21 protein-coding genes are annotated in these 22027 nt (G+C 53.0%); 17 read left to right on the top strand and 4 right to left on the bottom strand.

Annotated features, from left to right (window positions below; translation table 11 throughout):
- Positions 1 to 60: 60 nt before the first annotated feature.
- The 7 genes from BN3277_RS21630 to glnA all read left to right on the top strand — a co-directional run bounded on the left by BN3277_RS21630 (position 61) and on the right by glnA (position 8991).
- Positions 61 to 1692 carry a S1C family serine protease gene (locus BN3277_RS21630; RefSeq protein ID WP_059046307.1) on the top strand — a complete coding sequence of 544 codons (1632 nt, stop codon included), beginning with the start codon at positions 61 to 63 and terminating at the stop codon, positions 1690 to 1692.
- Between the two features lie 146 nt (positions 1693 to 1838).
- Positions 1839 to 2528 (top strand): response regulator transcription factor, encoded by a 690-nt coding sequence (locus tag BN3277_RS21625; RefSeq protein WP_059046303.1) that lies wholly within the window; start codon positions 1839 to 1841, stop codon positions 2526 to 2528.
- A 2-nt stretch (positions 2529 to 2530) separates the two neighbouring features.
- Positions 2531 to 3988, top strand: coding sequence for a sensor histidine kinase (locus BN3277_RS21620; RefSeq protein WP_059046301.1), 1458 nt, complete (start codon positions 2531 to 2533; stop codon positions 3986 to 3988).
- A gap of 64 nt (positions 3989 to 4052) precedes the next feature.
- Complete coding sequence (locus BN3277_RS21615; protein WP_059046299.1) at positions 4053 to 5012, top strand: 4-hydroxy-3-methylbut-2-enyl diphosphate reductase; 960 nt, start codon at positions 4053 to 4055, stop codon at positions 5010 to 5012.
- A gap of 160 nt (positions 5013 to 5172) precedes the next feature.
- The gene (locus BN3277_RS21610) at positions 5173 to 5901 is read left to right on the top strand and encodes a CAP domain-containing protein (protein ID WP_059046297.1); all 729 of its coding nucleotides are present in this window, start codon (positions 5173 to 5175) and stop codon (positions 5899 to 5901) included.
- Between the two features lie 361 nt (positions 5902 to 6262).
- Positions 6263 to 7306 (top strand): 3-deoxy-7-phosphoheptulonate synthase, encoded by a 1044-nt coding sequence (gene aroF, locus BN3277_RS21605; protein ID WP_059046295.1) that lies wholly within the window; start codon positions 6263 to 6265, stop codon positions 7304 to 7306.
- Between the two features lie 260 nt (positions 7307 to 7566).
- Positions 7567 to 8991 carry a type I glutamate--ammonia ligase gene (gene glnA, locus BN3277_RS21600; protein ID WP_059046293.1) on the top strand — a complete coding sequence of 475 codons (1425 nt, stop codon included), beginning with the start codon at positions 7567 to 7569 and terminating at the stop codon, positions 8989 to 8991.
- 68 nt (positions 8992 to 9059) lie between these two features.
- On the opposite strand, the gene BN3277_RS21595 is transcribed toward glnA, so the two are convergent.
- Positions 9060 to 10076, bottom strand: a complete 1017-nt coding sequence (locus BN3277_RS21595) for a LacI family DNA-binding transcriptional regulator (protein WP_059046290.1) — start codon at positions 10074 to 10076, stop codon at positions 9060 to 9062.
- 257 nt (positions 10077 to 10333) lie between these two features.
- On the opposite strand from BN3277_RS21595, the gene BN3277_RS21590 reads away from it, so the two are divergent.
- The 8 genes from BN3277_RS21590 (at position 10334) to BN3277_RS21555 (ending at position 17900) form a co-directional block, all read left to right on the top strand.
- Positions 10334 to 13063: a GH36-type glycosyl hydrolase domain-containing protein gene (locus BN3277_RS21590; protein WP_059046288.1), complete on the top strand. Its 2730-nt coding sequence runs from the start codon at positions 10334 to 10336 to the stop codon at positions 13061 to 13063.
- A 21-nt stretch (positions 13064 to 13084) separates the two neighbouring features.
- Positions 13085 to 13987, top strand: a complete 903-nt coding sequence (locus tag BN3277_RS21585) for a hypothetical protein (RefSeq protein ID WP_059046286.1) — start codon at positions 13085 to 13087, stop codon at positions 13985 to 13987.
- Between the two features lie 162 nt (positions 13988 to 14149).
- Entirely contained in the window at positions 14150 to 15238 is a 1089-nt protein-coding gene (serC, locus tag BN3277_RS21580) for a 3-phosphoserine/phosphohydroxythreonine transaminase (protein ID WP_059046284.1), read from the top strand.
- A 164-nt stretch (positions 15239 to 15402) separates the two neighbouring features.
- Complete coding sequence (gene trmL / locus BN3277_RS21575; protein WP_059046283.1) at positions 15403 to 15867, top strand: tRNA (uridine(34)/cytosine(34)/5-carboxymethylaminomethyluridine(34)-2'-O)-methyltransferase TrmL; 465 nt, start codon at positions 15403 to 15405, stop codon at positions 15865 to 15867.
- Positions 15868 to 15897: 30 nt separating this feature from the next.
- Positions 15898 to 16467, top strand: coding sequence for a maltose acetyltransferase domain-containing protein (locus tag BN3277_RS21570; protein ID WP_059046282.1), 570 nt, complete (start codon positions 15898 to 15900; stop codon positions 16465 to 16467).
- A 92-nt stretch (positions 16468 to 16559) separates the two neighbouring features.
- Positions 16560 to 16805 (top strand): AbrB/MazE/SpoVT family DNA-binding domain-containing protein, encoded by a 246-nt coding sequence (locus tag BN3277_RS21565; protein WP_009227013.1) that lies wholly within the window; start codon positions 16560 to 16562, stop codon positions 16803 to 16805.
- 231 nt (positions 16806 to 17036) lie between these two features.
- Positions 17037 to 17510 (top strand): IS200/IS605 family transposase, encoded by a 474-nt coding sequence (tnpA, locus tag BN3277_RS21560; RefSeq protein ID WP_059040449.1) that lies wholly within the window; start codon positions 17037 to 17039, stop codon positions 17508 to 17510.
- Positions 17511 to 17693: 183 nt separating this feature from the next.
- Positions 17694 to 17900, top strand: coding sequence for a hypothetical protein (locus tag BN3277_RS21555; RefSeq protein ID WP_148501103.1), 207 nt, complete (start codon positions 17694 to 17696; stop codon positions 17898 to 17900).
- A gap of 657 nt (positions 17901 to 18557) precedes the next feature.
- On the opposite strand, the gene BN3277_RS21550 is transcribed toward BN3277_RS21555, so the two are convergent.
- Positions 18558 to 19625 (bottom strand): phosphodiester glycosidase family protein, encoded by a 1068-nt coding sequence (locus BN3277_RS21550; protein WP_059046278.1) that lies wholly within the window; start codon positions 19623 to 19625, stop codon positions 18558 to 18560.
- Complete coding sequence (locus BN3277_RS21545; protein WP_059046275.1) at positions 19622 to 20032, bottom strand: hypothetical protein; 411 nt, start codon at positions 20030 to 20032, stop codon at positions 19622 to 19624. Before BN3277_RS21545 ends, BN3277_RS21550 begins: the two co-directional genes overlap by 4 nt.
- A gap of 202 nt (positions 20033 to 20234) precedes the next feature.
- Between BN3277_RS21545 and BN3277_RS21540 the strand changes: the two genes are divergently transcribed.
- Both BN3277_RS21540 and BN3277_RS25625 read left to right on the top strand, forming a co-directional pair.
- Positions 20235 to 20795 (top strand): hypothetical protein, encoded by a 561-nt coding sequence (locus BN3277_RS21540; RefSeq protein WP_148501101.1) that lies wholly within the window; start codon positions 20235 to 20237, stop codon positions 20793 to 20795.
- Positions 20796 to 20947: 152 nt separating this feature from the next.
- Positions 20948 to 21088, top strand: coding sequence for a hypothetical protein (locus BN3277_RS25625; RefSeq protein WP_157688751.1), 141 nt, complete (start codon positions 20948 to 20950; stop codon positions 21086 to 21088).
- Between the two features lie 108 nt (positions 21089 to 21196).
- On the opposite strand, the gene BN3277_RS21535 is transcribed toward BN3277_RS25625, so the two are convergent.
- A complete protein-coding gene (locus BN3277_RS21535; protein ID WP_059046271.1) occupies positions 21197 to 21961 on the bottom strand; it encodes a DUF2161 family putative PD-(D/E)XK-type phosphodiesterase in 765 nt (254 codons plus the stop codon).
- Between the last annotated feature and the right edge of the window lie 66 nt (positions 21962 to 22027).

Here is a 22027-nt window from a genome sequence, read left to right as displayed (position 1 = left end):
AATAAAAACATGAAAACAAGTTACCCCTGAATTACGCAGGGGAAGGAGGTCAATCATACCATGGACGATCAAAAGAACAAACCGGGCCAACCCTTTGAAGATGACGCAAACGAACCGAAGCGTCAGGAATCTACGGAGTCGGGCTCTTCCTATTATTATTCTTACGGACCTTTTCAATCCTATGGCAAAACCAACGAGGAGCCGGCTCCAGGAGCTAGCTTCGAACGCAGCGAACCTGAAGAAGTGGAAGTGACGAGACCGCAGCCGCTGAAACCGATGCCTTCCTCCTACGATATGATCCGCAGCGCGGTTGACGCTTCGGGCGGATCGAATGGAGATGGACGTGGCAACTTGCCTTCGGCCAAGAGCACAAATTGGCAGTACAACAGCAAGCCGCAGAGAAAATCCTCCGTCCGTTCCGTTATCGCCGGCGTATTGGCCGGGATGCTGATCATGACGGGCGCCATGGTCTTTGCAGACCGCGCCAACCTGTTTACGTCGGATCAAGCGGCTTCCGCTTCTGTACCGGCTTCGAGCAACACATCGGGCAACAGCGGCACCGAATCGACGGGCAAAGCGACCACCGCATTGTACCCGATCACCGATTCGGGGGAAGTGACCAAAGTCGTCAACCAGGCCGGACCGGCCGTAGTCAAAATCGAAACGCTGACGGACGCCAGCAAGCAAGGCAGCAGCAATCCGTATAGCAGCGATCCGTTCTACCGCTACTTCTTCGGCGATGATGCGTTTGGCTTCGGCGGGAACAGCGGCAACGGCAATGGCGGCGGCAGCGGCGGTTCCTCCTCCGGTTCGAGCCAATTGGTGCCGACGGGGATTGGATCCGGATTTATTTTTGACAAAACAGGCTATATTCTGACCAATGAACATGTCGTGCATAACGCGGACGTCGTGCAGGTAACGGTCCAAGGTACGGAGAAGCCGTATGAAGCCAAGGTGCTGGGCACCAGCTACGAGCTTGACCTGGCCGTGCTAAAAATCGATGGCGACAGCAACTTCCCATCGATTCCGCTGGGCAACTCTGACAACACGCAGGTTGGGGAATGGATGGTCGCGATCGGGAACCCGCAGGGTTTTGACCATACGGTAACGGCCGGGGTGCTGAGCGCGAAGGAACGCGACATTACGATCGCCGGGGAGAACGGCGAGAAGGACCGCGAGTATGAGCATTTGCTGCAAACCGACGCTTCAATCAACCCGGGGAACTCCGGCGGTCCGCTGTTGAATCTGAACGGCGAAGTCATCGGGATTAACGTGGCCGTGAGCTCGGATTCGCAGGGGATCGGCTTTGCGATTCCGACCAGCACGATCTCGGAAGTTTTGGACAAACTGAAAAACAACGAGAAAATCCCGCAAAAACCGGTACCGTTTATCGGCGCGACCTTGATGACGATGACCGAGGAAGTTGCGAAGCAAATGCAAACCGACGTGAAGGAAGGCTCGATTGTCACCGACATCATCTTCAAATCGCCGGCTTACAACGCCGATCTTCGTCCGTACGACATCATTACGGGAGCGAACGGCACGAAATTTGCGACAAAGGAAAAGCTGATTGAATACATTCAGAAACAGCAGGTCGGAACGAAAGTGACGTTAAATGTCGTGCGTGACGGTAAGAATATCGATCTGGAGGTAACGATCGGCGACAAAAATGAGTTTTCCAACGTGAACTAATCGCACGGGAAGCTCCCAGGGCGGCAAAGGCGGCAGGAATAGCCTGCCGCCTTTTTGGTTTCCGGATGCGGGTTCACCTTCCGTTTTGGTACAATAGAGTTAGTAGAGCTTGCTTGAAGCAAGCGCAAGGCAAAGGAGAGATTTTCGTGAGATCGGCGATATTGGTCATAGATGATGATGAGAAAATTACGTCGATGCTGCGGCGCGGCCTGGCGTTCGAGGGGTATGACGTTTATACGGCTCAGAACGGGGCGGAAGGGCTGTCGATGATGATGAGCGCTGACCCGGATCTGATTATTTTAGACGTAATGATGCCCAAAGTAGACGGGTTTGAGGTCTGCCGGCGATTGCGGGAGGGCGGGAGCACTGTGCCGGTCCTGATGTTAACCGCCAAGGACGAGGTCGAGAATCGGGTGAAAGGCCTGGATCTCGGCGCGGATGACTACCTCGTTAAGCCGTTTGCCCTCGAGGAGCTGTTAGCTCGGGTGCGGGCGTTGCTGCGACGCAAGGATTCGGCGAGGGAAGCCGGCAGCCAACGCCTGATTTTTGAAGACATCGTCATGGATCTCGATTCGCGTGAGGTTACGCGAGGCGGGCAGCGCCTGGAGCTGACGGCCAAGGAATTTGAGCTGCTCCATCTGTTCCTGCAAAATCCGAAACGGCTGCTAACCCGCGATTTGATCATGGATAAAATTTGGGGTTACGACTATAGCGGAGAGTCCAACGTGCTGGAGGTCTATATTGCCATGCTTCGGCAAAAGACGGAGGAGCACGGAGGCAAGCGCGTGATTCAAACGATCCGCGGGGCCGGTTACATCCTGAGAGGAGAGGCTTAAGCATGTCGATTCGGCTGCGGCTGACTGCATGGTATACCGGGATTCTGGCCGTGACGCTGATCCTGTTCAGCGCATCGATCTATGCATTTGTCCGATACAATACGTATATGGAAGTAAAAAACCGGTTGGAGGATCAGGCCAATCGGATTAAGAACTCACAAAGCTACAGCATTACCCAGGGACTGGACTTGTACCTGGACCCGATGCAGGCCAATCGGCTGGAGGACGCCCAACTGTTTGTGCAGATCCACAATTATACGGACGGCCATACGCGGTATTCGCAAAATCTGTTGAATTGGAATATGAAATTTCCGGTTCCCGACGGGGATTCGGTTAGCAAGATCGCGGGTTTTAAGAAGGTTCAGATGTATAATCAATCCTTCTTACTGTACCAGCTTCCCATCACGCTGGATAACAATTTGATCGGTTTAATTCAACTTGCGGCCTATACCGGGGCCGAAGACAAATTGATGAACCGTATGAGCACCGTTCTGTTGTTTGGCTCAATGATCACGATTCTGGCGGCAAGCTCGCTTGGCCTCTTCTTGGCGCGCCAGTCGATGGCGCCGATTGGCAAGGTTATTGAGGCGGCGAACGGGATTCAGACCGGCAACGACCTGAGCGTAAGGATCGATTACCAAGGACCTAATGATGAAATTGGGCAATTGATCGGCACCGTCAACAACATGCTGGCGCGAACCGAAGGCTTTTACAAAGAGTTGGATGAAGCTTATTCCACTCAGCGCCGGTTCGTCTCGGATGCCTCCCACGAGTTGCGGACGCCGCTGACGACGATTCGCGGCAACGTCGACTTGCTGAAGCGCATGTGGACCCAGGATGAAGCCCAACGGGATCCGGGCGAGGAGGAGCGGGTGCGCAACTATTCGCTGGAAGCGGTGAGTGACATTGCCGCCGAATCCGAACGCATGAGCCGGCTGGTCAACGACATGCTGTCGCTGGCCCGGGCAGATGCGGGCCAAACGTTGACGAAGGAGCCGATCCTCCTGGCGCCGGTCGTGGAGGAAGTAGTGCGCCGGGCGCAATTCCTGCCAAGGGAAGCGGATTGGGTGCAGGGGGATTTGCAAGCGCTGGACGATGTGACGGTCATTGGCAGCAAGGATTACCTCCAGCAGATGCTGTTTATTTTCATTGAAAATGCGTTCAAATATACGCAGCAAGGCAGCGTCACCATCGATGCCGTCCGGTCGGGGGATCAGGTCGGGATTCGGATCGCCGATACGGGCATCGGGATGGATCGCAGCGAAGTCCCGCATATCTTTGAGCGCTTTTATCGGGCCGATCCGTCCCGTGGGGTCATCCAAGGGACCGGACTAGGGTTATCTATCGCCAAATGGATTATCGACGAGCATGAAGGCTCCGTGGAAGTGTTGACCAAGCGCGGGGAGGGAACGACTTTTATCATCTGGCTTCCTACCGCCTTTAACGCCCTCCCGGAATAGTTTATAATAGAGTGGCTCCCCTCCGTCAGGAAAACTGGGGGACGAGAAAGCAGGGATACAACTCATGGAAGTCATTAAAATTTCACCGCGCGGCTATTGCTACGGTGTCGTGGACGCGATGGTTCTGGCCCGGCAGGCCGCTCAGAATCTCGATTTACCGCGGCCGATTTATATACTCGGCATGATTGTGCATAACAGTCATGTCACGAACTCCTTCGAGGATGAGGGAATTATTACGCTGGACGGTCCTAACCGCCTGGATATTTTGAGTAAGGTGGAGAGCGGGACGGTTATTTTTACCGCCCATGGCGTGTCGCCTGAGGTTCGCAAGCTAGCCCGCGACAAAGGGCTTACAACGGTGGATGCCACCTGCCCTGACGTAACTAAAACCCATGTGCTGATCGAAGAGAAGGTCGCCGAGGGGTATGAGGTGATCTACATCGGGAAGAAAGGGCACCCCGAGCCGGAAGGCGCGGTTGGCGTGGCGCCGGACAAGGTTCACTTGATCGAGAAGGAAGAAGAGATCGACCAGTTGAATCTTACAGCCAACAAAATCGTAATTACGAACCAAACGACGATGAGTCAATGGGATATCAAGCATATTATGAAAAAACTGCTGGAGAAATACCCGGGCGCCGAAGTGCATAATGAAATCTGCCTAGCGACCCAATTGCGCCAGCAGGCGGTGGCGGAGCAGGCAAGCCAGGCGGACCTTGTGATCGTTGTAGGCGATCCTCGGAGCAACAACTCCAACCGGCTTGCCCAGGTATCCGAGGAGATCGCTGGAGTGACGGCATACCGCATCGCCGACGTCACGGAGCTGAAGCGCGAATGGCTGGAAGGCATTCATAAGGTGGCTGTGACTTCGGGAGCATCAACGCCAACGCCGATTACGAAAGAAGTCATTCATTATTTAGAGCAATATGATCCGGAAGATCCGGCAACTTGGGAAATCGTCCGTACGGTGAATCTAGCGAAGTTGTTACCGCCGGTAAAGGTCGGAGCGAAGAGTAAAGGGGAATAAGATCATAGATTGATAGAGTGATAAACCGCGTCCCACCGCGGTTTTTGCTCATTTACCAACATTTATGGGGTCCATTCGTAGATGATTCATGTTATACTCGTTGTAGAAAGGTTACAAAAATGTAACTAACCTATCAAACTACAACCAAGGAGATGACATGATGAAATCGAATCGACTGAAACGTTTGGTGACAGGTGGACTAACTGCCATGTTGGCAGCAGCGGTGATTTTACCGGCATCGGCTTCCGCAGCTTCGAACACGACGACATATAAAACTTATACGACATATAAAACTTACACCACGTACGGCACAAACACCTGGACGAACTATTATACGATTCCATGGTATCAATACTATCAACCGAAACCGGTCCAAAGCGGCAACCAAGGCACGAAGGGCGGCCAAGCGCAAACCGGTACAACGCAGGGGACTACTCAAGGAACTACTCAAGGCACGACACAGGGTACAACGCAAGGAACAACGCAGAGCGGCAATACGCAAAACGCAACAACTGACAAGTCGCAATTTGCGACCCAAGTCATTACGCTGGTGAACCAGGAACGTGCCAAACAAGGCCTGAAGCCGCTCACTGGTGATGCGGCATTGAACAATATGGCTTTGGCTAAAGCGAAGGACATGAGCGATAATAACTATTTTAGCCATACGTCCCCAACTTACGGCTCGCCGTTTGATATGATGACGAAGTTCGGAATTAAATACGGCTATGCGGGTGAGAATATTGCCATGGGGCAAAAAACGCCGGCTGAAGTTGTCAATGCTTGGATGAACAGTGAAGGGCATCGCGCCAATATTTTGAACGCCAACTACAACCTGATCGGTGTAGGTTATTATAATGGGTATTGGGCACAAGAGTTTGTTGGAAGATAAGCACTTGTAGATTATAAGGAAGCCGGAGAGTTTTGCTCTCCGGCTTTTTATGTGTTTGACGCTCTTTTTCGGGATTATCCCCTTTGTTCAGGAGAAAGAGGGGGCCTAGGGGCAGGTCAGGAACAGAGAACAGGGGATAAAACCGATGCCTGATTCAGCGGGATAATCGGATAAAGCGGTGGCTCAACGGATGAGTTTACTCCGCGCCTGCCTAAGGATCATGGGGTTGACGAGGGAGACAAATTCGGCTATAGTTACTTTAGTGGATAAAAGCTTAAAAGCACACAAGCGTTCAAGCGAAATAGTGCCTGTACGTTCGAATATTGTTTTTAGCCCCCCAATGAAGAAAGGATGGATCGGAATGATCGTTATTACTTCAAATCAAACCCCTGAGGAACGCGTGCAGGAAATTATCGCCGTGATTGAAAAGGAAGGACTGCAGACCCATGTATCGCGCGGGAAGGATCGAACCGTCATCGGATTAATCGGTTCGATCGAACCAAAGCTTGCTGAGCATCTTCGCCAAATGAAGGACGTTGAGAATGTCATCAAAATTTCGAAGTCCTACAAATTGGCCAGCCGGGATTTTCATCCGGAGGATACGGTCATTTCCATCGGCGACGTCAAGATTGGCGGCGGCGAGCTGGTGGTGATGGGCGGCCCTTGTGCCGTGGAATCGCCGGAGCAAATCGACGAAATCGCCCGCTTGGTGAAGGCGGCTGGCGGGCAAGTGTTGCGGGGCGGTGCATTTAAGCCGCGTACCGGTCCGTACAGCTTCCAGGGCGTTGGCGTGGAAGGTCTCGTCATGATGGCGGAGGCGGGCAAGAAGCACGGCCTGTTGACCATTACGGAGGTCATGACGCCGGAATACGTGGATGTGTGCGCCGAATACGCGGATATTTTGCAGGTAGGGACGCGCAACATGCAGAACTTCGATTTGCTGCGCAAGCTGGGGACCTGCAACAAGCCAGTGCTGCTCAAACGCGGCTTTAGCGCCACGTATGACGAGTTCCTGAATGCAGCGGAATACATCCTGGCAGGGGGGAACCCGAACGTCATGTTGTGCGAACGCGGGATCCGTACGTTTGAGACATACACCCGCAATACGCTGGACCTGTCGGCCATTCCAGTGCTGCAGGGCTTAAGCCATCTGCCGGTGATTTCCGACCCGAGCCATGGCACGGGACGTCGTGAACTCGTGGAGCCGATGACGAAAGCCTCCGTGGCGGCCGGTGCGGACGGTCTGATCATCGAAATGCACACCGATCCGGATAACTCGATGACCGGTGACGGCGTACAGTCCTTGTTCCCGGACCAATTTGCCGCTTTGCTGCAAGATTTAGAGAAATTGGCACCATTGGTAGGAAAACGATTTGACACCCCAAAAGCCGGACTTCACGTGTGAGATAGGCCGACATATGTAGCGCTTTCACAAATTTGACAAATCTCCAAAGCCTATTCGCCATGCGGCGAGTGGGCTTTTATACTATTTGTCGATTAATTTGTACTATGCGTAATAATACCTTATATCCGATGTAAAAATACCTTACATAAGTATTGACGACTTTGCCTCCGTAGTCCTATAATGACGACATAATCATACTAAGAGATGAACGTTAATCGCAATAATTAGATTTAATGTTCGTGATTTGGGGAGGAAAGAGTATGTCAGCAGAGATCGTTTTAAAAACAATCAAGGAAAAACAAATCGAATGGGTAGATTTCCGCTTTGTTGATCTATCGGGACGGGCACATCATATTACACTTCCAGCAAAAGAAGTGAATGAGGACACTTTCGTAAACGGCGTTGCTTTCGACGGATCTTCAATCCCCGGGTTCCGCGGTATCGAAGAATCCGACATGGTCATGATGCCGGACCACGGATCCGTATTTGTTGATCCGTTTACCGCGCATCCGACGTTAAACGTATTTTGCGATATTTATACGCCGGATGGTGACCGTTATGAACGTGATCCGCGCAGCGTAGCCGTACGTGCGGAAGAATACCTGAAGCAAAGCGGCGTGGGTACGGCGGCATTCTTCGCACCGGAATCCGAATTTTTTATTTTCGACGACGTTCGCTTTGAGAGCGGGATGAATAAAACGTTCTACTCGGTAGATTCCGAGGAAGCGATCTGGAACACGGGCCGCACAGAAGAAGGCGGCAACCTGGGTTACAAAGTGCCGGTCAAAGGCGGTTATGTACCGGTTGCACCAACCGACAAGCAGCAGGACATCCGCAGTGAAATGTGCCGTTTGCTTGAAGAAGCCGGCATTCGCGTGGAACGTCACCACCACGAAGTAGCGACTTCCGGTCAAGCGGAAATCAACTTCCGTTTCGACACGCTGCTAAAAACGGCCGATAACCTGATGGTTTACAAATACATCGTGCACAACACCGCCGCTCAGTTCGGCAAAACGGCGACGTTTATGCCAAAACCGCTGTTTGGCGACAACGGCAGCGGGATGCACGTCCACCAATCGATCTTTAATGGCGATACTCCGCTGTTCTACGAAAAGGGCGCCTACGCGAACCTGAGTGAAACGGCCCTGAACTATATCGGCGGTATTCTGTATCATGCGCCGGCGATCATCGCCTTCACGAACCCAAGCACCAACTCGTTTAAACGCTTGGTACCTGGCTTTGAAGCTCCGGTAAACCTGGTTTACTCCAAGGGGAACCGCTCGGCTGCTGTCCGGATTCCGGTGGCTGCCGTAACGCCGAAGGGCTGCCGTATCGAGTTCCGTACGCCGGACTCCACGGCGAACCCATACCTGGCCTTTTCCGCGATGCTGATGGCCGGCCTCGACGGCATCAAGAACAAAATCGATCCGGTTAAACTGGGTTATGGACCGTTCGACAAGAACATCTATGAACTGTCCGATGAAGAGAAAGCGACGATCCGCAGCGTTCCGGGTTCCCTGGACGAAGCGTTGAGCGCTCTGGAAAACGACTATGAGTTCCTGACTCAAGGCGGCGTATTCACGAAATCCTTCATCGACAACTTCGTGGAAATGAAACGCGCTGAAGCTAGAGCCGTTGCGGTTCGCGTACATCCTTACGAATTTGGCCTTTATTACGATCTGTAAGCCGAAAGAGCCATCATACGACAAACTCCCCATCCTTTGGATGGGGAGTTTTTAGGTTCTAACTTTATTTATACGTCCCTGCTGCCGCAAGAAGCGCGTACAACGAGCTCTGGCTCCACAACCACGGAGCTGGCTTCGGACTGATTATGAATCAAATCAAAGAGCAGGGAAGCGGCCAGACGGCCCAGCTTCTCCTTATTTTGGCGAAGGGTCGTGAGGGGCGGACTGACGTATCGACAGGCTTCAATATCGTCGCAGCCGATGATAGCAACCTCCTCCGGGACGTGTTGCCCGTATTCCCTCAGCGCCCGCATCGCGCCGATGGCAAGCAAATCTGAGGCAGCGAAGATTGCCCTTGGCAACGAGCCGGCCTGGAGCAACTGTATCATGGCCTCGTAACCGCTGGCTTCATAGAAACTGTCGCCGCTGATGAACCATTCCTCCCGAAGGGGGAGTCCGTAACTCTCCAGGGCACTACGATATCCCCGCTCGCGCTGGCTGGAGATTTCGGACTCCAACGTACTGCCGATATATCCCAGCTCTCGATAACCTAGCAGGTAGAAATGCTCAACCGCCTTGGCTGACATGCTGGCGTGATCGGACATCAGGTACCCGGAGCTCCGTCCGTACAACGGGAGATCGATGCCGATACAGGGGATTTCGCTCTGATCCAGCGCCTGGATTTCGGTGCCGACCTCTTGCCCGCTAACGATAAAGCATCCGGCAATTTGGTGCTCGCGGCAACGGGATAAATAATCGGCTTGTCCGTTGCTCTCATGGTCGGGATTAAGAAACAGCAAGTCGTAACCCAACAACCCCACCTGCTTCTGAAATGCGTTTAATACCTCGGCAAAAAAAGGATGGGCAAAGTCCGCATGCCGTTTGCCGGCAAAGACGATCCCGATGATCGGCGATTGCTTCTGCACCAGCGCCTTGGCCGTATGGGCGGGAACATAACCGTTTTGCCGCATGACTTCAAGCACCTTGGTCCGAGTTTCCTCTGAAATATCGCTGTAATTGTGGATGACCTTGGACACGGTAGCCAGGGAAACACCGGCTAACTCCGCGATCTTTTTCAAATTCATAAGCTTCAGCCTTCCATTTGCTTTACCGAAAAAAGTTTCGTAGAATCAGCATACCGATCTTTCACGGCATCGTCAAGAACTCGCTGAAAACCAGGAGCTGAAACCCTTTACAAACTGAATCATAGCAAGGATAATGGAACTACCGAAACCGGTTTCGGATCTTGTGTTCTGAAATGAGGTTTGATCACTTTAATGGGTTGAAATTCCGAAAAATTTTCGGAAAAAAACTTACACCAACATGGAAAGGAAGAGGCGAAATGGCGATAACAGGTTGGAGATTTCAGGGCAAAGAGGGCATATTTCGGCTTGAGCAGCCCGAGTTGAGCAGTTATTTGTATTTTCCTTTGGTCAATGAAGCGGGAATGATGTCCTCGGTGTCCCCAAACCTGCATGGGCAATCAACTGCTGGGCATAACTCGTTCTTGCTGGAGCCGATCTCGGTGGAGAGCTTGCACAACTCCAAAGCATCGCGGAACTTCTGGGTCTACCTCGAAGGGGAGGGGGCGTGGTCCGCGACCGGGAATTCCGCGCGGCAAAATGCAGCGTTGTTTTCGGGGGAGAAGGAGAAGACAACGTTGGAGGCAGGCTTTTTGTGGCATAAGATCATCCGGGAAAACGGCCGCTTGAACCTGAGAGCGGAAACGACCAGTTTTGTTCCTATGACAAACGATAAAATCGAGCTGATGAAGATTCGCCTGACCAATACAGGGAACACGGAGCTAACGATTACGCCAACCGCGGCGATTCCGCTGTATGCGCGTTCTGCCGACGATCTGCGCGATCACCGGCATGTCACGTCCTTACTCCACCGGATTTATACCTCCGTCCACGGCGTGGAGGTTCAACCGTCGTTGTCGTTCGACGAGCGTGGGCATCGCGTCAACAAGACGGCCTACGGCGTATTTGGGGCGGCGCAGGACGGAACGGCTCCCGTTGGATTCTTCCCGGTCACCGAGGACTTTATCGGCGAAGGCGGGGCCTTGGACTGGCCGCAGGCCGTGGTTGCCAACCACCGGCCGGACGTCAAAGCGGATGCCGATGCAGAGGGATACGAAGCGGTTGGGGCGCTGCGGTTCGCCACGCTCGGGCTGGCGCCGGGAGCTTCGGTGTCCTACGTGATCGCGATGATTATATCCGACGATCGTATCGATACCCAACGCATTGCCGCCGAGTATTTGTCGGAACCGCGATTCGATGAACTGCTGGAGCAAAATCAAACCTATTGGAAGGGGAAGCTGGATACCCTCTCTTTTCACTCTGGAGATGAGCAACATGATCTCTGGATGAAATGGGTTACGCTGCAGCCGATTTTGCGCCGCATGTACGGCAACTCGTTCCTCCCGTATCATGACTACGGGCGCGGCGGACGGGGCTGGCGCGATTTATGGCAGGATTGCCTGGCTTTGCTGGTGATGGAGCCGGACGAGGTGGGGCATTTGCTCTACAATAACTATGCCGGTGTTCGGATTGACGGCAGTAATGCAACGATTATCGGTGCGAAGCCGGGTGAATTTATCGCCGACCGCAACAATATCCCGCGGGTATGGATGGACCATGGGGCTTGGCCGCTGTTGACAACGCTGCTGTATATCCACCAAAGCGGGGATCTTGGATTTTTGCTGAAGCCGCAGACCTATTTCCGCGATATTTTCACCAAACGATGCAAGGAACGGGATCTGGCCTGGACGCCGGAGCAGGGGAACAAGCTGTTGTCGCAGGACGGGCGCATTTACGAGGGGACGATATTGGAGCATATTTTGCTGCAAAATATCGTGCCGTTCTTTAACGTAGGGGAAAATGGCAATATTCAGTTGGAAGGTGCGGACTGGAACGACGGATTGGACTTGGCACCGGGGCGCGGGGAGAGCGTCGCTTTTACGGCGTTTTATGCCAGCAATTTGCTGGAGCTCTCCGAGTTGATCACCCGATTGGAGCAAGCAGACGGCGGAACGGATACCCTTGAAATCGCTGAAGAAATCGCCGTACTGCTCGATAGCTTGGACACGCCGCTCAACTATGACAGCATCCCGGCCAAACAGGAGCTGTTGGCCCGTTATTTCGATTCCGTTGTCCCGGCCGTCAGCGGGCGGAAGCGGAAGTTAAGTGTTCGGCAGGTGTCCGAGGATCTTCGGCGCAAAGCAAATTGGATGTTTGAACATTTACGGAAGCAGGAATGGATTCGCAGTGCGGAAGGGTTCGAGTGGTTTAATGGATATTACAACAACGATGCCGTGCGGGTGGAAGGGGATCATCCAAACGGGGTGCGCATGACGTTAACCGGCCAAGTGTTTACGATTATGGGCGGCATTGCGACCGAGGAACAGGTCGGCAAAATTACGGCAGCGGTGGATCGGTACCTCAAGGATGAGCAAATCGGTTACCGTCTTAATTCACGGTTTTGCGAAATTCAACAGAACCTGGGGCGGGCGTTTGGATTTGCATTTGGCCATAAAGAAAACGGAGCGATGTTCAGCCACATGACGGTGATGTACGCGAATGCCCTGTACAAACGCGGGTTTGTCCAAGCCGGCAAGCAGGTGCTGGATTCCGTCTATCAGCTGTCCGCTGATTTCGAACGCAGCCGGATGTATCCCGGGGTTCCGGAATATATTAACGAACGGGGCCGCGGCATGTATACTTATTTAACGGGATCGGCCAGCTGGCTGCTGTTGACGCTGTTGACGGAGGTCTATGGGGTAAAAGGTAATTTCGGCGATCTGCATCTGGATCCGAAACTGACTGCAAAGCAATTTGATGCGGCGGGAGAAGTGTCCGTAATCACCAGCTTCGCCGGGCGTAAGCTGCAGATCGTTTATCGCAACTTGCAGCGTGCCGATTACGGGAAGTATCAAATTGGTCAGGTTACCCTAAATGGCGTTGTGGTGGAACCCACCTCTAATGAGGAGGGCTGCCTTATTCCGCGACAGGCGATCGAGACGTTGCCGGAAGGAGCCGTTCACCGCATAGAAATTACGCTAAATGCGTAACGGATAGGAAGGGAAGCAGCGATGGCTTATCAGTTAAAAAACGAGCAATTGCGCGTTGAAATTGCCGAGCTCGGTGAAGCGTACCAAGGGACCCGGTTCGATGGGGCCGGATTTATCACCGGTGTCGAGTTGAACGGACGACATCAGTTTTGCGTGCCTGAAAGCTTGACGCCGGGGGCCGGCACTGGCGGGATCGGCATTTGCAGCGAATTTGGAATTAAGGAAGCGATCGGATATGAGGACACTCGGATTGGCGAGCTTTTTCCGAAGCTAGGCGTTGGCTTACTGACTCGGCCGGATGAGGCGGAATACCAATTTTACAGGGATTATGCCTGCCAGCGGTTTGAGACGCGGGTGGAGCAAAAGGGCGAGCAGCAGATTTGTTTTACGACCCTGCCGGCGGAATGCCGGGGTTATGCTGCGCGCGTGCAAAAAAACATTGAGATTTCGGGCAATACGCTGTCCGTCACCTATACGGTGGAGAATATCGGAAGCCGGATTCTTACGACCGACGAATACAGTCATAATTTTCTCGGGTTTGACGGGGATGAGGTGGGGCCGGATTACGTGCTGAAGCTGCCGTTTGCTCCGAGGACTTGGAGCGATGATCCAGCGACGCTGGAGGGCTTGGTATTCGAGGGGGATCAAGTAACTTGGGAGCGCCGTCCGGAGAAAGACTTCTATTTCCGGATGGACGCCTTTGACGGGCGGGAAACCCCTTGGTTATGGGAGCTGCGGCATCGCCCGAGCGGCCTGACCGTACGCGAGGTGAGCAAGCTACCGTTAAGCTCGGCCGCCGTTTGGGGACACGGCCATGTCATTTCCCCGGAAATGTTCGTAGCGGTTCATATTGCGCCGGGTGAAGAGCAAAGCTGGACCCGGAGCTATGAATTTAACAAGTTTCATGAAAATAGCGCTGAATAAAATTCGCCATCCCTTTCCCTTGATGAAGCGTTAATGTGTCAATTCTGCAAAATAGTGAATTTTTGCGAAATAACAGCTTGCTGGGAGATCGAATAGTTGCTATGATAATCGTTAATTATATTCGAAACCAGACATGGATTGTAAAGGGAAGGATGGGGAGAAATGAGTAACAGAGCTTATAACTTTAACGCGGGCCCGGCTGCATTGCCGCTGGAGGTCTTGGAACGGGCCCAAGCCCAGTTCGTGGATTTTCAAGGGACAGGCATGTCGATTATGGAGATGTCTCACCGGGGGGCTGTTTATGAAGCGGTCCATAACGAAGCGGCGAGCCGGCTGCTGAAGCTGCTGGGCAATCCTTCGGGTTACCAGGTGTTGTTCCTGCAAGGCGGGGCCTCCACTCAATTCGCCATGCTGCCGATGAACCTGCTGACGGAAGGCAAGACGGCCGGTTATGTGAAGACGGGCAGCTGGGCTACAAAAGCGTTAAAAGAAGCCAAGCTCATCGGCGAAACGTTTGTTGCGGCATCCTCGGAGGAAGATAAATATATGTCCCTTCCGGACGTCAGCAACCTCAACCTGCCGGAGAACACAGCGTATCTGCACCTGACCTCCAACGAAACGATCGAAGGAACGCAGTTCCGCGAGTTCCCGGATACCGGCAGCGTTCCGTTGATCGCAGACATGTCCAGCGATATTTTGTGCCGTCCGTTTGACTTGACCCAGTTCGGCATGGTTTATGCCGGCGCGCAGAAGAACTTGGGTCCGTCCGGCGTGACCGTGGTGATTGCCCGCGAGGAGCTGTTGCGCGAGTCGCCGAAGCATCTGCCAACGATGTTCCGCTATGATACGCATGCGGAGAATAACTCGCTGTATAATACACCGCCATCCTTCTCGATTTATATGGTCAACGAAGTGCTGAAATGGATCGAAGAGCAGGGGGCGCTTGAGGGCATCGAGAAGAAGAACCAGGACAAAGCAAACTTGCTGTATCAAGCGATTGATGCCAGCGGCGGATTCTACCATGGGTGCGTTCGTCCGGAAAGCCGGTCGACGATGAACGTCACGTTCCGTCTCGCAAACGAGGAGCTGGAGAAGCTGTTCGTGAAGGAATCGGAGAAGGAAGGGTTCGTTGGGCTCAAAGGCCATCGTAGTGTTGGCGGTTTGCGCGCATCAATCTACAATGCGGTTCCTAAAGCCAGCATCCAGGCTCTTGTTGATTTTATGAGCCAATTCCAAAAAACGCACGGATAAGTTCGCGACGGGGCTTCCGCCGGAACGCCTCGTTGTGATGCAACCTCCAATCCATCTGTTCTTAGGTGGGTTGGAGGTTTTTTGCGGACAAAATTTGTTATAATGGATCAAGTACGGTCTGAAATGGGCCGATTTTATTTTTTAGGACGAGGAGTACGATCATCATGGCCTTACATATTGTACTAGTAGAGCCGGAAATCCCGGCCAATACAGGAAATATCGCCAGAACATGCGCGGCAACGGGCATCCATCTGCACCTGGTGCGTCCGCTTGGTTTTCGCACGGATGATGCGACGCTGAAGCGGGCTGGCTTAGATTATTGGTATGCGGTAAATCTCGAATATCACGATTCTTTCCAGGAAGTGGAGGAGAAGTATGCGGGGAGCCGGTTCTTCTTTGCTACAACCAAAGCTAAGAAACGGTACACGGATTTCACGTTCCAGGACGGCGATTTCTTCGTCTTTGGCAAGGAGACGAAAGGCTTGCCGCCGGAAATTTTGGCCGCCCATCCCGATACGGTGATGCGTATGCCGATGACGGACAAGGTCCGTTCCCTGAATTTGTCGAACTCTGCGGCGATTATTGTGTATGAGGCGCTGCGGCAGCTTGACTTTCCGGGGATGGAGTAATTTTTCAAGCGCAGAAAGCGAGATGACTTCATGAATCCAGGACAAACGGAAAAGGAAAAAATGCTTGCCGGGGAATGGTATAACGCCGGGGATGCGGAACTGGTGGCCGCACGGCTTCGAGCCCGCCGCCTGACTCGGGAATACAACGCCACCCGGGAGGATGAGCGGGAGCAAAGAACGGCCTTACTCCATGAGCTGCTAGGCGTCTGCGGCGACGATATTTACATTGAACCCACGTTCCGCTGCGATTATGGATCAAACATTTATGTAGGCAATCATTTTTATGCCAACTTCGACTGCGTCATCCTGGATGTCTGCGAAGTGCGGATCGGGGAATATTGCTTTATGGCGCCAGGGGTGCACATCTACACGGCAACGCATCCACTGGATCCGGCTGCGCGCAACTCGGGAGCGGAATATGGCAAACCCGTGAACATCGGGAATAACGTGTGGATTGGGGGCCGGGCGGTGATCGTTCCCGGCGTAACCATCGGCGATAACGCGGTTATTGCAGCCGGGGCGGTAGTGACGAAGGATGTGCCTAAAGGAGCCGTCGTTGGGGGCAATCCTGCGAAAATAATTAAAAACGTGGAAGCTTAGCAGGAATCCTGAAAAAAATAGCGAAATATAATAGATTAGGTATTTGGTTCTATTTTTACATAACTATTTTTTCAGGAGAGGTGTACAAATTTATGAAACCTGCTGGTGTGGTCCGTAAAGTGGATCAACTCGGGAGAATCGTGTTGCCGAAGTCGCTTCGCAAGAGATATCAAATGAACGAAGGGGATCCCGTCGAGATTTTGGTGCAAGGGGATCACATCATTTTGGAGCGTTACCGGCCGAAATGTGTCTTCTGTGGATCGATGGAAAGCGTGAGCGATTTCAAGGAACGCTCCATTTGTAATCAATGCCTGGTCGAAATGAGCCAACTGTCCTAACTTCCAAATAGGACGTTTGATAGGTTTAGCCGCACCCGGGCACAAACACAACCCCAAATAAGCTTCCCGCGAGGGAAGCTTATTTATTTGCGGCTTTAGCCGGTTGAGCTCGCGAAGCGTGCGAAACAAAAAACCACCCGCTATGCGGGTGGAGGGACCTAGGGTTTGACCAACAAGACCATTCCGATAAAATTGAGATGTTCAGGCTCAAAATGAAAGGAATGGTCTTAGATGGCAAACAAGAATTACAGTCTAGCTCACACAAAGTGGATGTGTAAATACCACATTGTGTTCACCCCGAAGTATAGACGGAAAGAGATCTACAATCAAGTGAGAAAAGATTTGATCGAAATATTCAAACGTCTATGTAAATACAAGGGGGTGGAAATTTTAGAAGGTCACATGATGCCAGATCATGTGCACATGCTGGTCGCGATTCCACCAAAGATATCGGTAGCATCGTTCATGGGATACCTAAAGGGGAAAAGCTCGCTGATGGTCTTTGAAAAGCATGCCCAACTGAAGTACAAATATGGGAATCGAAAATTTTGGGCAGAGGGCTATTATGTGAGTACAGTAGGCCTAAATGAAGCCACAGTAGCCAAATACATTCGTGAACAAGAAGCACACGACCAAGCCATAGATAAATTGAGTGTAAAAGAATACGAAGATCCGTTTAGCAGTAATAGCAGCAAAAAGAAATAAACCCGTTTAACGGGTGAGTGAAGGTGACAAATTACATTGAGCCTGAACAACCATGTTGTCAGGCTGGCGTCTTTAGGCGCAGTTTGGTAACAGGGGGTTATACCCCAAGAGCAAACCACCCGTTGGACGGGTGGTTATGATTTTGTCGATTTGCGCTGGTTTTTGTCAAGGCGGGTGTGTGTGGTGATGGAGGTTGTGCTTGGGCTGAGGTGGCGGAGGGAGAGGGGAGTGGGAGATGGGGGAGTGGTAACGGTTGGAGTGGGTGAGTGGACGAGGAGACCAGTGATGGATGAGGAGAAGGGAAGACGAGACGAGGGGATGAAAGGTCAAAGGGGAGTGTGGGATGAGAAGAAGAGGGGAGGAAAGGATGAAGGGGGGATGAAAAAATGAGGGGAGGAAAGGATGAAGGGGGGATGAAAAAATGAGGGGAGGAATGGATGAAGGGGAGTGTGGGATGGGAAGACGAGGGGATAAGTGAACGAGACGCCGAGGGGGCGAGGGGCCAGGCGATAAGGCAACCAAGAGACAATAAAATAACTGCAATAGTGCAGTTATTTTCGCCCATTCTTCGATTTTTCCGGAAATAGCTGCAAAAATGCAGTTATTTCTGCGGAAAAGGCCGAATTTCTTGGATATCTCAGAAAATAACTGCACTTATGCAGCTATTGAGCTGTTTACGATGAGGAGATGAGAAAATAACTGCATTTTTGCAGTTATTTTGATGATAACGAGCGAAGGCCCGGCTGAATGCAAGATTCAAAGCCGAGCCTTCTTCATTGGTTTGCTACGTGATGGAAAGACGCCTTTTGGAGTTTACCTCTTAAAGGCCTTTGGTTTTATCGTCGTTATAGGATGCCGTCAAAATCCCGCACAAAAACATAGCCAGAACGATAGTAATAATCCAGAACGTTAAAGAGAATGACAAAGCCGAACACCTCCACGTTGTACTCCTACCCCTATTATACCCGGCGATCGCCTAAAAATAAATCCAAAATGTGAATTATTTCATAGACAGAGAAATGTGGCCAAGTGAAGGTGAACAGCTGATTATTTAAAAAACAAGAAATGTGTTGGCACCGGACGAAGCGCGCCGTCAGACGGATTGTTGACGACCCGGCCATTCACGACCAGGGAGGAGGAGCCTCCGCCATCCAAATTATAGGCGTCCTGTACGCCCATTTTCGACAGCTTGTTCTGCAATTCCTCCAGCGTAGCCCCGGAACGGCCCTTCTCGTTATCGCCGTCCACGACCAGCACAAGCAACTGATCATCCTTATAGTTCCCGATTACCGTACGCGGTGCGCGCAGCGGGGACGTTTTCCACTTTTGCGGGATGGGGAGTTTGACGCCGTTTTGCAGCAATATCGGAACAAAGGAAGCGCCAAACTTCGGCTGTAGCTTGTCCAGACTTTCCTTATTTTGAAACTTCCCGCCGATCAGCTGTCCTGACTTATTTAATCCGACGAAAAATAAATCCTTATACGTAGGCTCAAAGCCGTTCAGGTATTGCCCATTTAAGATCGTGGTGCTTAAGGGATAACGTTCCCCGCGGGAATCGGCGAATCCGCCGGCGTTGATGCCGGCAACCGCACCGTAACGCTGCACCGCTTGCTTTGTCGTTTCTGCTCCCCCCAGTCGATCCTTGCCGAGCGTCATTTTCATGGCATCCGGTGACTTGAGTCGAATCTTCATCGCATATCCGCGATAAGTGCCGGGGTTGATCTTGTACAATTCGATACGAATGCGATCGCTTTGGATCGTCTCGAAAGGGACGCCTAACTTCGACGTAATCCGCCGATTGTAAATGGACTCAGGCCGGGCGGCTGCGGTTTGTGCCGTTTTGACGATGGTGCTCATCGTTTGGGTGGTTTTCTGGTACAACTCGGCCGTTTGACGGATGGAGGAGATGGTGGTTTTGGCATCCTTCTCCGCTTGGGTTAATCCTTCCGAAATCGCTGCGGTGGTCTGGAACACATCGGCTTCCGGCGTAATGGGGTGAGGAGCCCGATTCCATTCGATGGCAGCCCCGCTGATAAATAGAGCGATAAGCATACCAATTAAAGGCCCGGTGGTCAGCAGAAAAAAACGGTTGATTTGTTTAACCGGCGTAATCATTTCAGCAAGTCCATTTTCTTCTGGAGCGCGGCTAGCTGCTGCTTAACCTCACTCAATTGCGAATACAATTTATTGCTGTTATCCGTTTTTTCGCTGCTGTTGTCCTTCGTGAATTCGAGCAATTCGTTGAACGCTTCCACTTTGCTTTGCAAATCCTTGACCTCGCCGGACAAAGCGGTGAGCTGGGCGGTATAATCCGCCTTCATTTGCACGGCTTCACTTTGCCATTTGGCGTCCAGTTGGTCGATCATCGACTGCTTCAAATGATTGCTATACATGTAGGCCGCGGTGACTCCGGCGCCGATCAATAGGACCCAAATCAATAGAATTATGGCTACGGAAGGCCGCCGTTTCTTTGTGCTGCGACTCGTTTCGGTGACGGTTGCAGGTTCCGTAGAGTAAGGCATGGTACTTCACCTCAAACAATTATTAGTAAGTAGGGTTGATGCAGTTCCCATTCTATCATGTCGACACTAGGTTCGCAAAAATGATAGATTTGGTAAATATTCGCCAAAATCATCCATGGCGTTGGGTCGGCTCCCCGTTGTCTGGAAAATTTGTCCTGCGGTACAATCACAAATACAGGTGAATGGAAGCGGGGTGTACTTGGTGGATACGGGTTTGGAATTGCTGAAGCGTCGGCTGCCGCCGGCTTTTGCCCGGGAAATTGAGGAGGGGGTGCGCGAGGGCAACCTGATTTCGTTGGCAGGGCCGAAAGGGAATGGGAGCAACGTGCGCCCGGGCGCGGACGGCGGCGCTCAAGCCGGAGAGCCGGCGGGTCGCAGCGGGGCTGGCACGCTGCGGGATTGGCTGGCTTCGGCATACGAAGAAGCCGAAGGCATTAGGACGGACCCGCAGCAATGGCTGCTGGCGGAAAGCGCCGATGGGGCGCTTGACCTGCTGCTGCGGGTATTGGTCCCCGGCGGCGGCACGGTGCTCGTCGAGACACCGGCCGCGCCGGAGGCGCTGGAGCTGATGCGCCGCCCTTGCGCTGGAGCTGCTGCAGGCGCCCGCTTGGCGCGGCGCCTGCGTGGAAGACCCCGGCGGCGGGCTGTTCCTCTGGCTCCGCCTGCCCGCCGGGGTCTCCAGCGAAGCGCTGCTGCGCGCTTCGCTGCTGGAAGGCACAGCGTTCCTGCCGGGAACGCTGTGCTACGCCAAAGAGCCGGATGATCGCTACATCCGGCTGACCGTGGCCGCGCACGAACCCGCGCGGCTGCGCGAAGGGCTGGCGCGCCTTACCGCCGCCCTCGCCGAATTTACGGTGCGCTCCGCGGACTAGACCAGAACCGGGCTACCCGAATCCGACCAAAGGAGAATCAACCATGGAGACGTTGTGGGCAATTGGAAAATTCGTTCTTTTGATTGCAGGCGTAGGGTTGGCCATCTATGTGTATCTGTTGTTCATGCGAGGACTTAACCAAATCCCGGACCCCAAAGAGCCAAGCGACAAAGATCAAAGTTAAAATCTTAATAGGCTGTTCAAGACTCCAGAAGTCTGCCGTCCTCGCTCGAGCCAGCATAAAATAAATAAGCTCAGGCCATGTGCCTGAGCTTATTTACAGATCCCCCAACTAAGAAAGGGGCCCTTCCGGTTCCCTTTCCGCAGTCGCCGCCGCTCGCCGCCATCCGTCGACGACGTGGGCGTACTGGCGCAGCCCCTCCGCACCGGCCGGGGTCAAGGCGTAACGCCCGCGGACGACGCGGCGGAACCACCCATAGTAGTCGCGCTGCAGAATTGCGGCGGCGCTGCCGACACCGCTGCGGTCGCGCGCGTCCTTCGGCGACATCTCACCGCCGCCCTCCTCGATGGCGAGCGCAATGCGCAGCGCCCGTTCGCGGTAGGCCGTCACCAGCTTGGTGCCGGTGCTGCCGCCCACGTTGTAATCGCCGCTGCGTTCATGGAACTCGTGCAGCAGCTTCTCCGCCCGGCGTTTGACCACCTTCGGCCCCGGGATGTACAAGGCCTCGTTCCCCGGCGAGCACAGAATCTCCACGAACGCGGGTTTTGTCTTGTATCGGGTCACTGCGATTAGCCCTAGTCCCAGCCGGCGGCAAAGCAGCGTAATTTCGCTCCACCGTTGGTTATGCGCCCCTTTTTTGGCGCGGTTCCGCTCTACGGCGAGATACACCTCGGAGCTCAGGCGCTGGCGCTCCAAACCCTGCAGCAGCAAAGGGAGATTAAACGTCTTTTTCATTTCCACGATCAGCGGCTCGTCGCTGCCGGGACGAACGCCAACCAGGTCGCAATGCCGTACCTCGCTTTTGATCTCATACCCCCGCTCCTCAAAAAAAGCCTTCAGCGGAGCGTACAATTCCGTCTCATGCTGTACTGCCATGACGATCCCCTTTTCCTTCCCATGATCATGATCCAAATTATATCACAAAGCTGAATTCCTACTTTT

Source organism: Paenibacillus rubinfantis (genome assembly GCF_001486505.1).
Lineage (GTDB): Bacteria > Bacillota > Bacilli > Paenibacillales > Paenibacillaceae > Fontibacillus > Fontibacillus rubinfantis.
Note: the sequence above shows the minus strand (reverse complement) of the source record. Positions and strands in the feature narration are given on the sequence as shown.

What these genes read in the sequence shown, in the direction of transcription:
- BN3277_RS21630 (WP_059046307.1), top strand. Translation starts at nt 61, where the DNA reads ATGGACGATCAAAAGAACAAACCGGGCCAACCCTTTGAAGATGACGCA.
- BN3277_RS21620 (WP_059046301.1), top strand. Translation starts at nt 2,531, where the DNA reads ATGTCGATTCGGCTGCGGCTGACTGCATGGTATACCGGGATTCTGGCC.
- BN3277_RS21615 (WP_059046299.1), top strand. Translation starts at nt 4,053, where the DNA reads ATGGAAGTCATTAAAATTTCACCGCGCGGCTATTGCTACGGTGTCGTG.
- BN3277_RS21610 (WP_059046297.1), top strand. Translation starts at nt 5,173, where the DNA reads ATGAAATCGAATCGACTGAAACGTTTGGTGACAGGTGGACTAACTGCC.
- aroF (WP_059046295.1), top strand. Translation starts at nt 6,263, where the DNA reads ATGATCGTTATTACTTCAAATCAAACCCCTGAGGAACGCGTGCAGGAA.
- glnA (WP_059046293.1), top strand. Translation starts at nt 7,567, where the DNA reads ATGTCAGCAGAGATCGTTTTAAAAACAATCAAGGAAAAACAAATCGAA.
- BN3277_RS21595 (WP_059046290.1), bottom strand. Translation starts at nt 10,076, where the DNA reads ATGAATTTGAAAAAGATCGCGGAGTTAGCCGGTGTTTCCCTGGCTACC.
- BN3277_RS21590 (WP_059046288.1), top strand. Translation starts at nt 10,334, where the DNA reads ATGGCGATAACAGGTTGGAGATTTCAGGGCAAAGAGGGCATATTTCGG.
- BN3277_RS21585 (WP_059046286.1), top strand. Translation starts at nt 13,085, where the DNA reads ATGGCTTATCAGTTAAAAAACGAGCAATTGCGCGTTGAAATTGCCGAG.
- serC (WP_059046284.1), top strand. Translation starts at nt 14,150, where the DNA reads ATGAGTAACAGAGCTTATAACTTTAACGCGGGCCCGGCTGCATTGCCG.
- trmL (WP_059046283.1), top strand. Translation starts at nt 15,403, where the DNA reads ATGGCCTTACATATTGTACTAGTAGAGCCGGAAATCCCGGCCAATACA.
- BN3277_RS21570 (WP_059046282.1), top strand. Translation starts at nt 15,898, where the DNA reads ATGAATCCAGGACAAACGGAAAAGGAAAAAATGCTTGCCGGGGAATGG.
- BN3277_RS21565 (WP_009227013.1), top strand. Translation starts at nt 16,560, where the DNA reads ATGAAACCTGCTGGTGTGGTCCGTAAAGTGGATCAACTCGGGAGAATC.
- tnpA (WP_059040449.1), top strand. Translation starts at nt 17,037, where the DNA reads ATGGCAAACAAGAATTACAGTCTAGCTCACACAAAGTGGATGTGTAAA.
- BN3277_RS21550 (WP_059046278.1), bottom strand. Translation starts at nt 19,625, where the DNA reads ATGATTACGCCGGTTAAACAAATCAACCGTTTTTTTCTGCTGACCACC.
- BN3277_RS21545 (WP_059046275.1), bottom strand. Translation starts at nt 20,032, where the DNA reads ATGCCTTACTCTACGGAACCTGCAACCGTCACCGAAACGAGTCGCAGC.
- BN3277_RS25625 (WP_157688751.1), top strand. Translation starts at nt 20,948, where the DNA reads ATGGAGACGTTGTGGGCAATTGGAAAATTCGTTCTTTTGATTGCAGGC.
- BN3277_RS21535 (WP_059046271.1), bottom strand. Translation starts at nt 21,961, where the DNA reads ATGGCAGTACAGCATGAGACGGAATTGTACGCTCCGCTGAAGGCTTTT.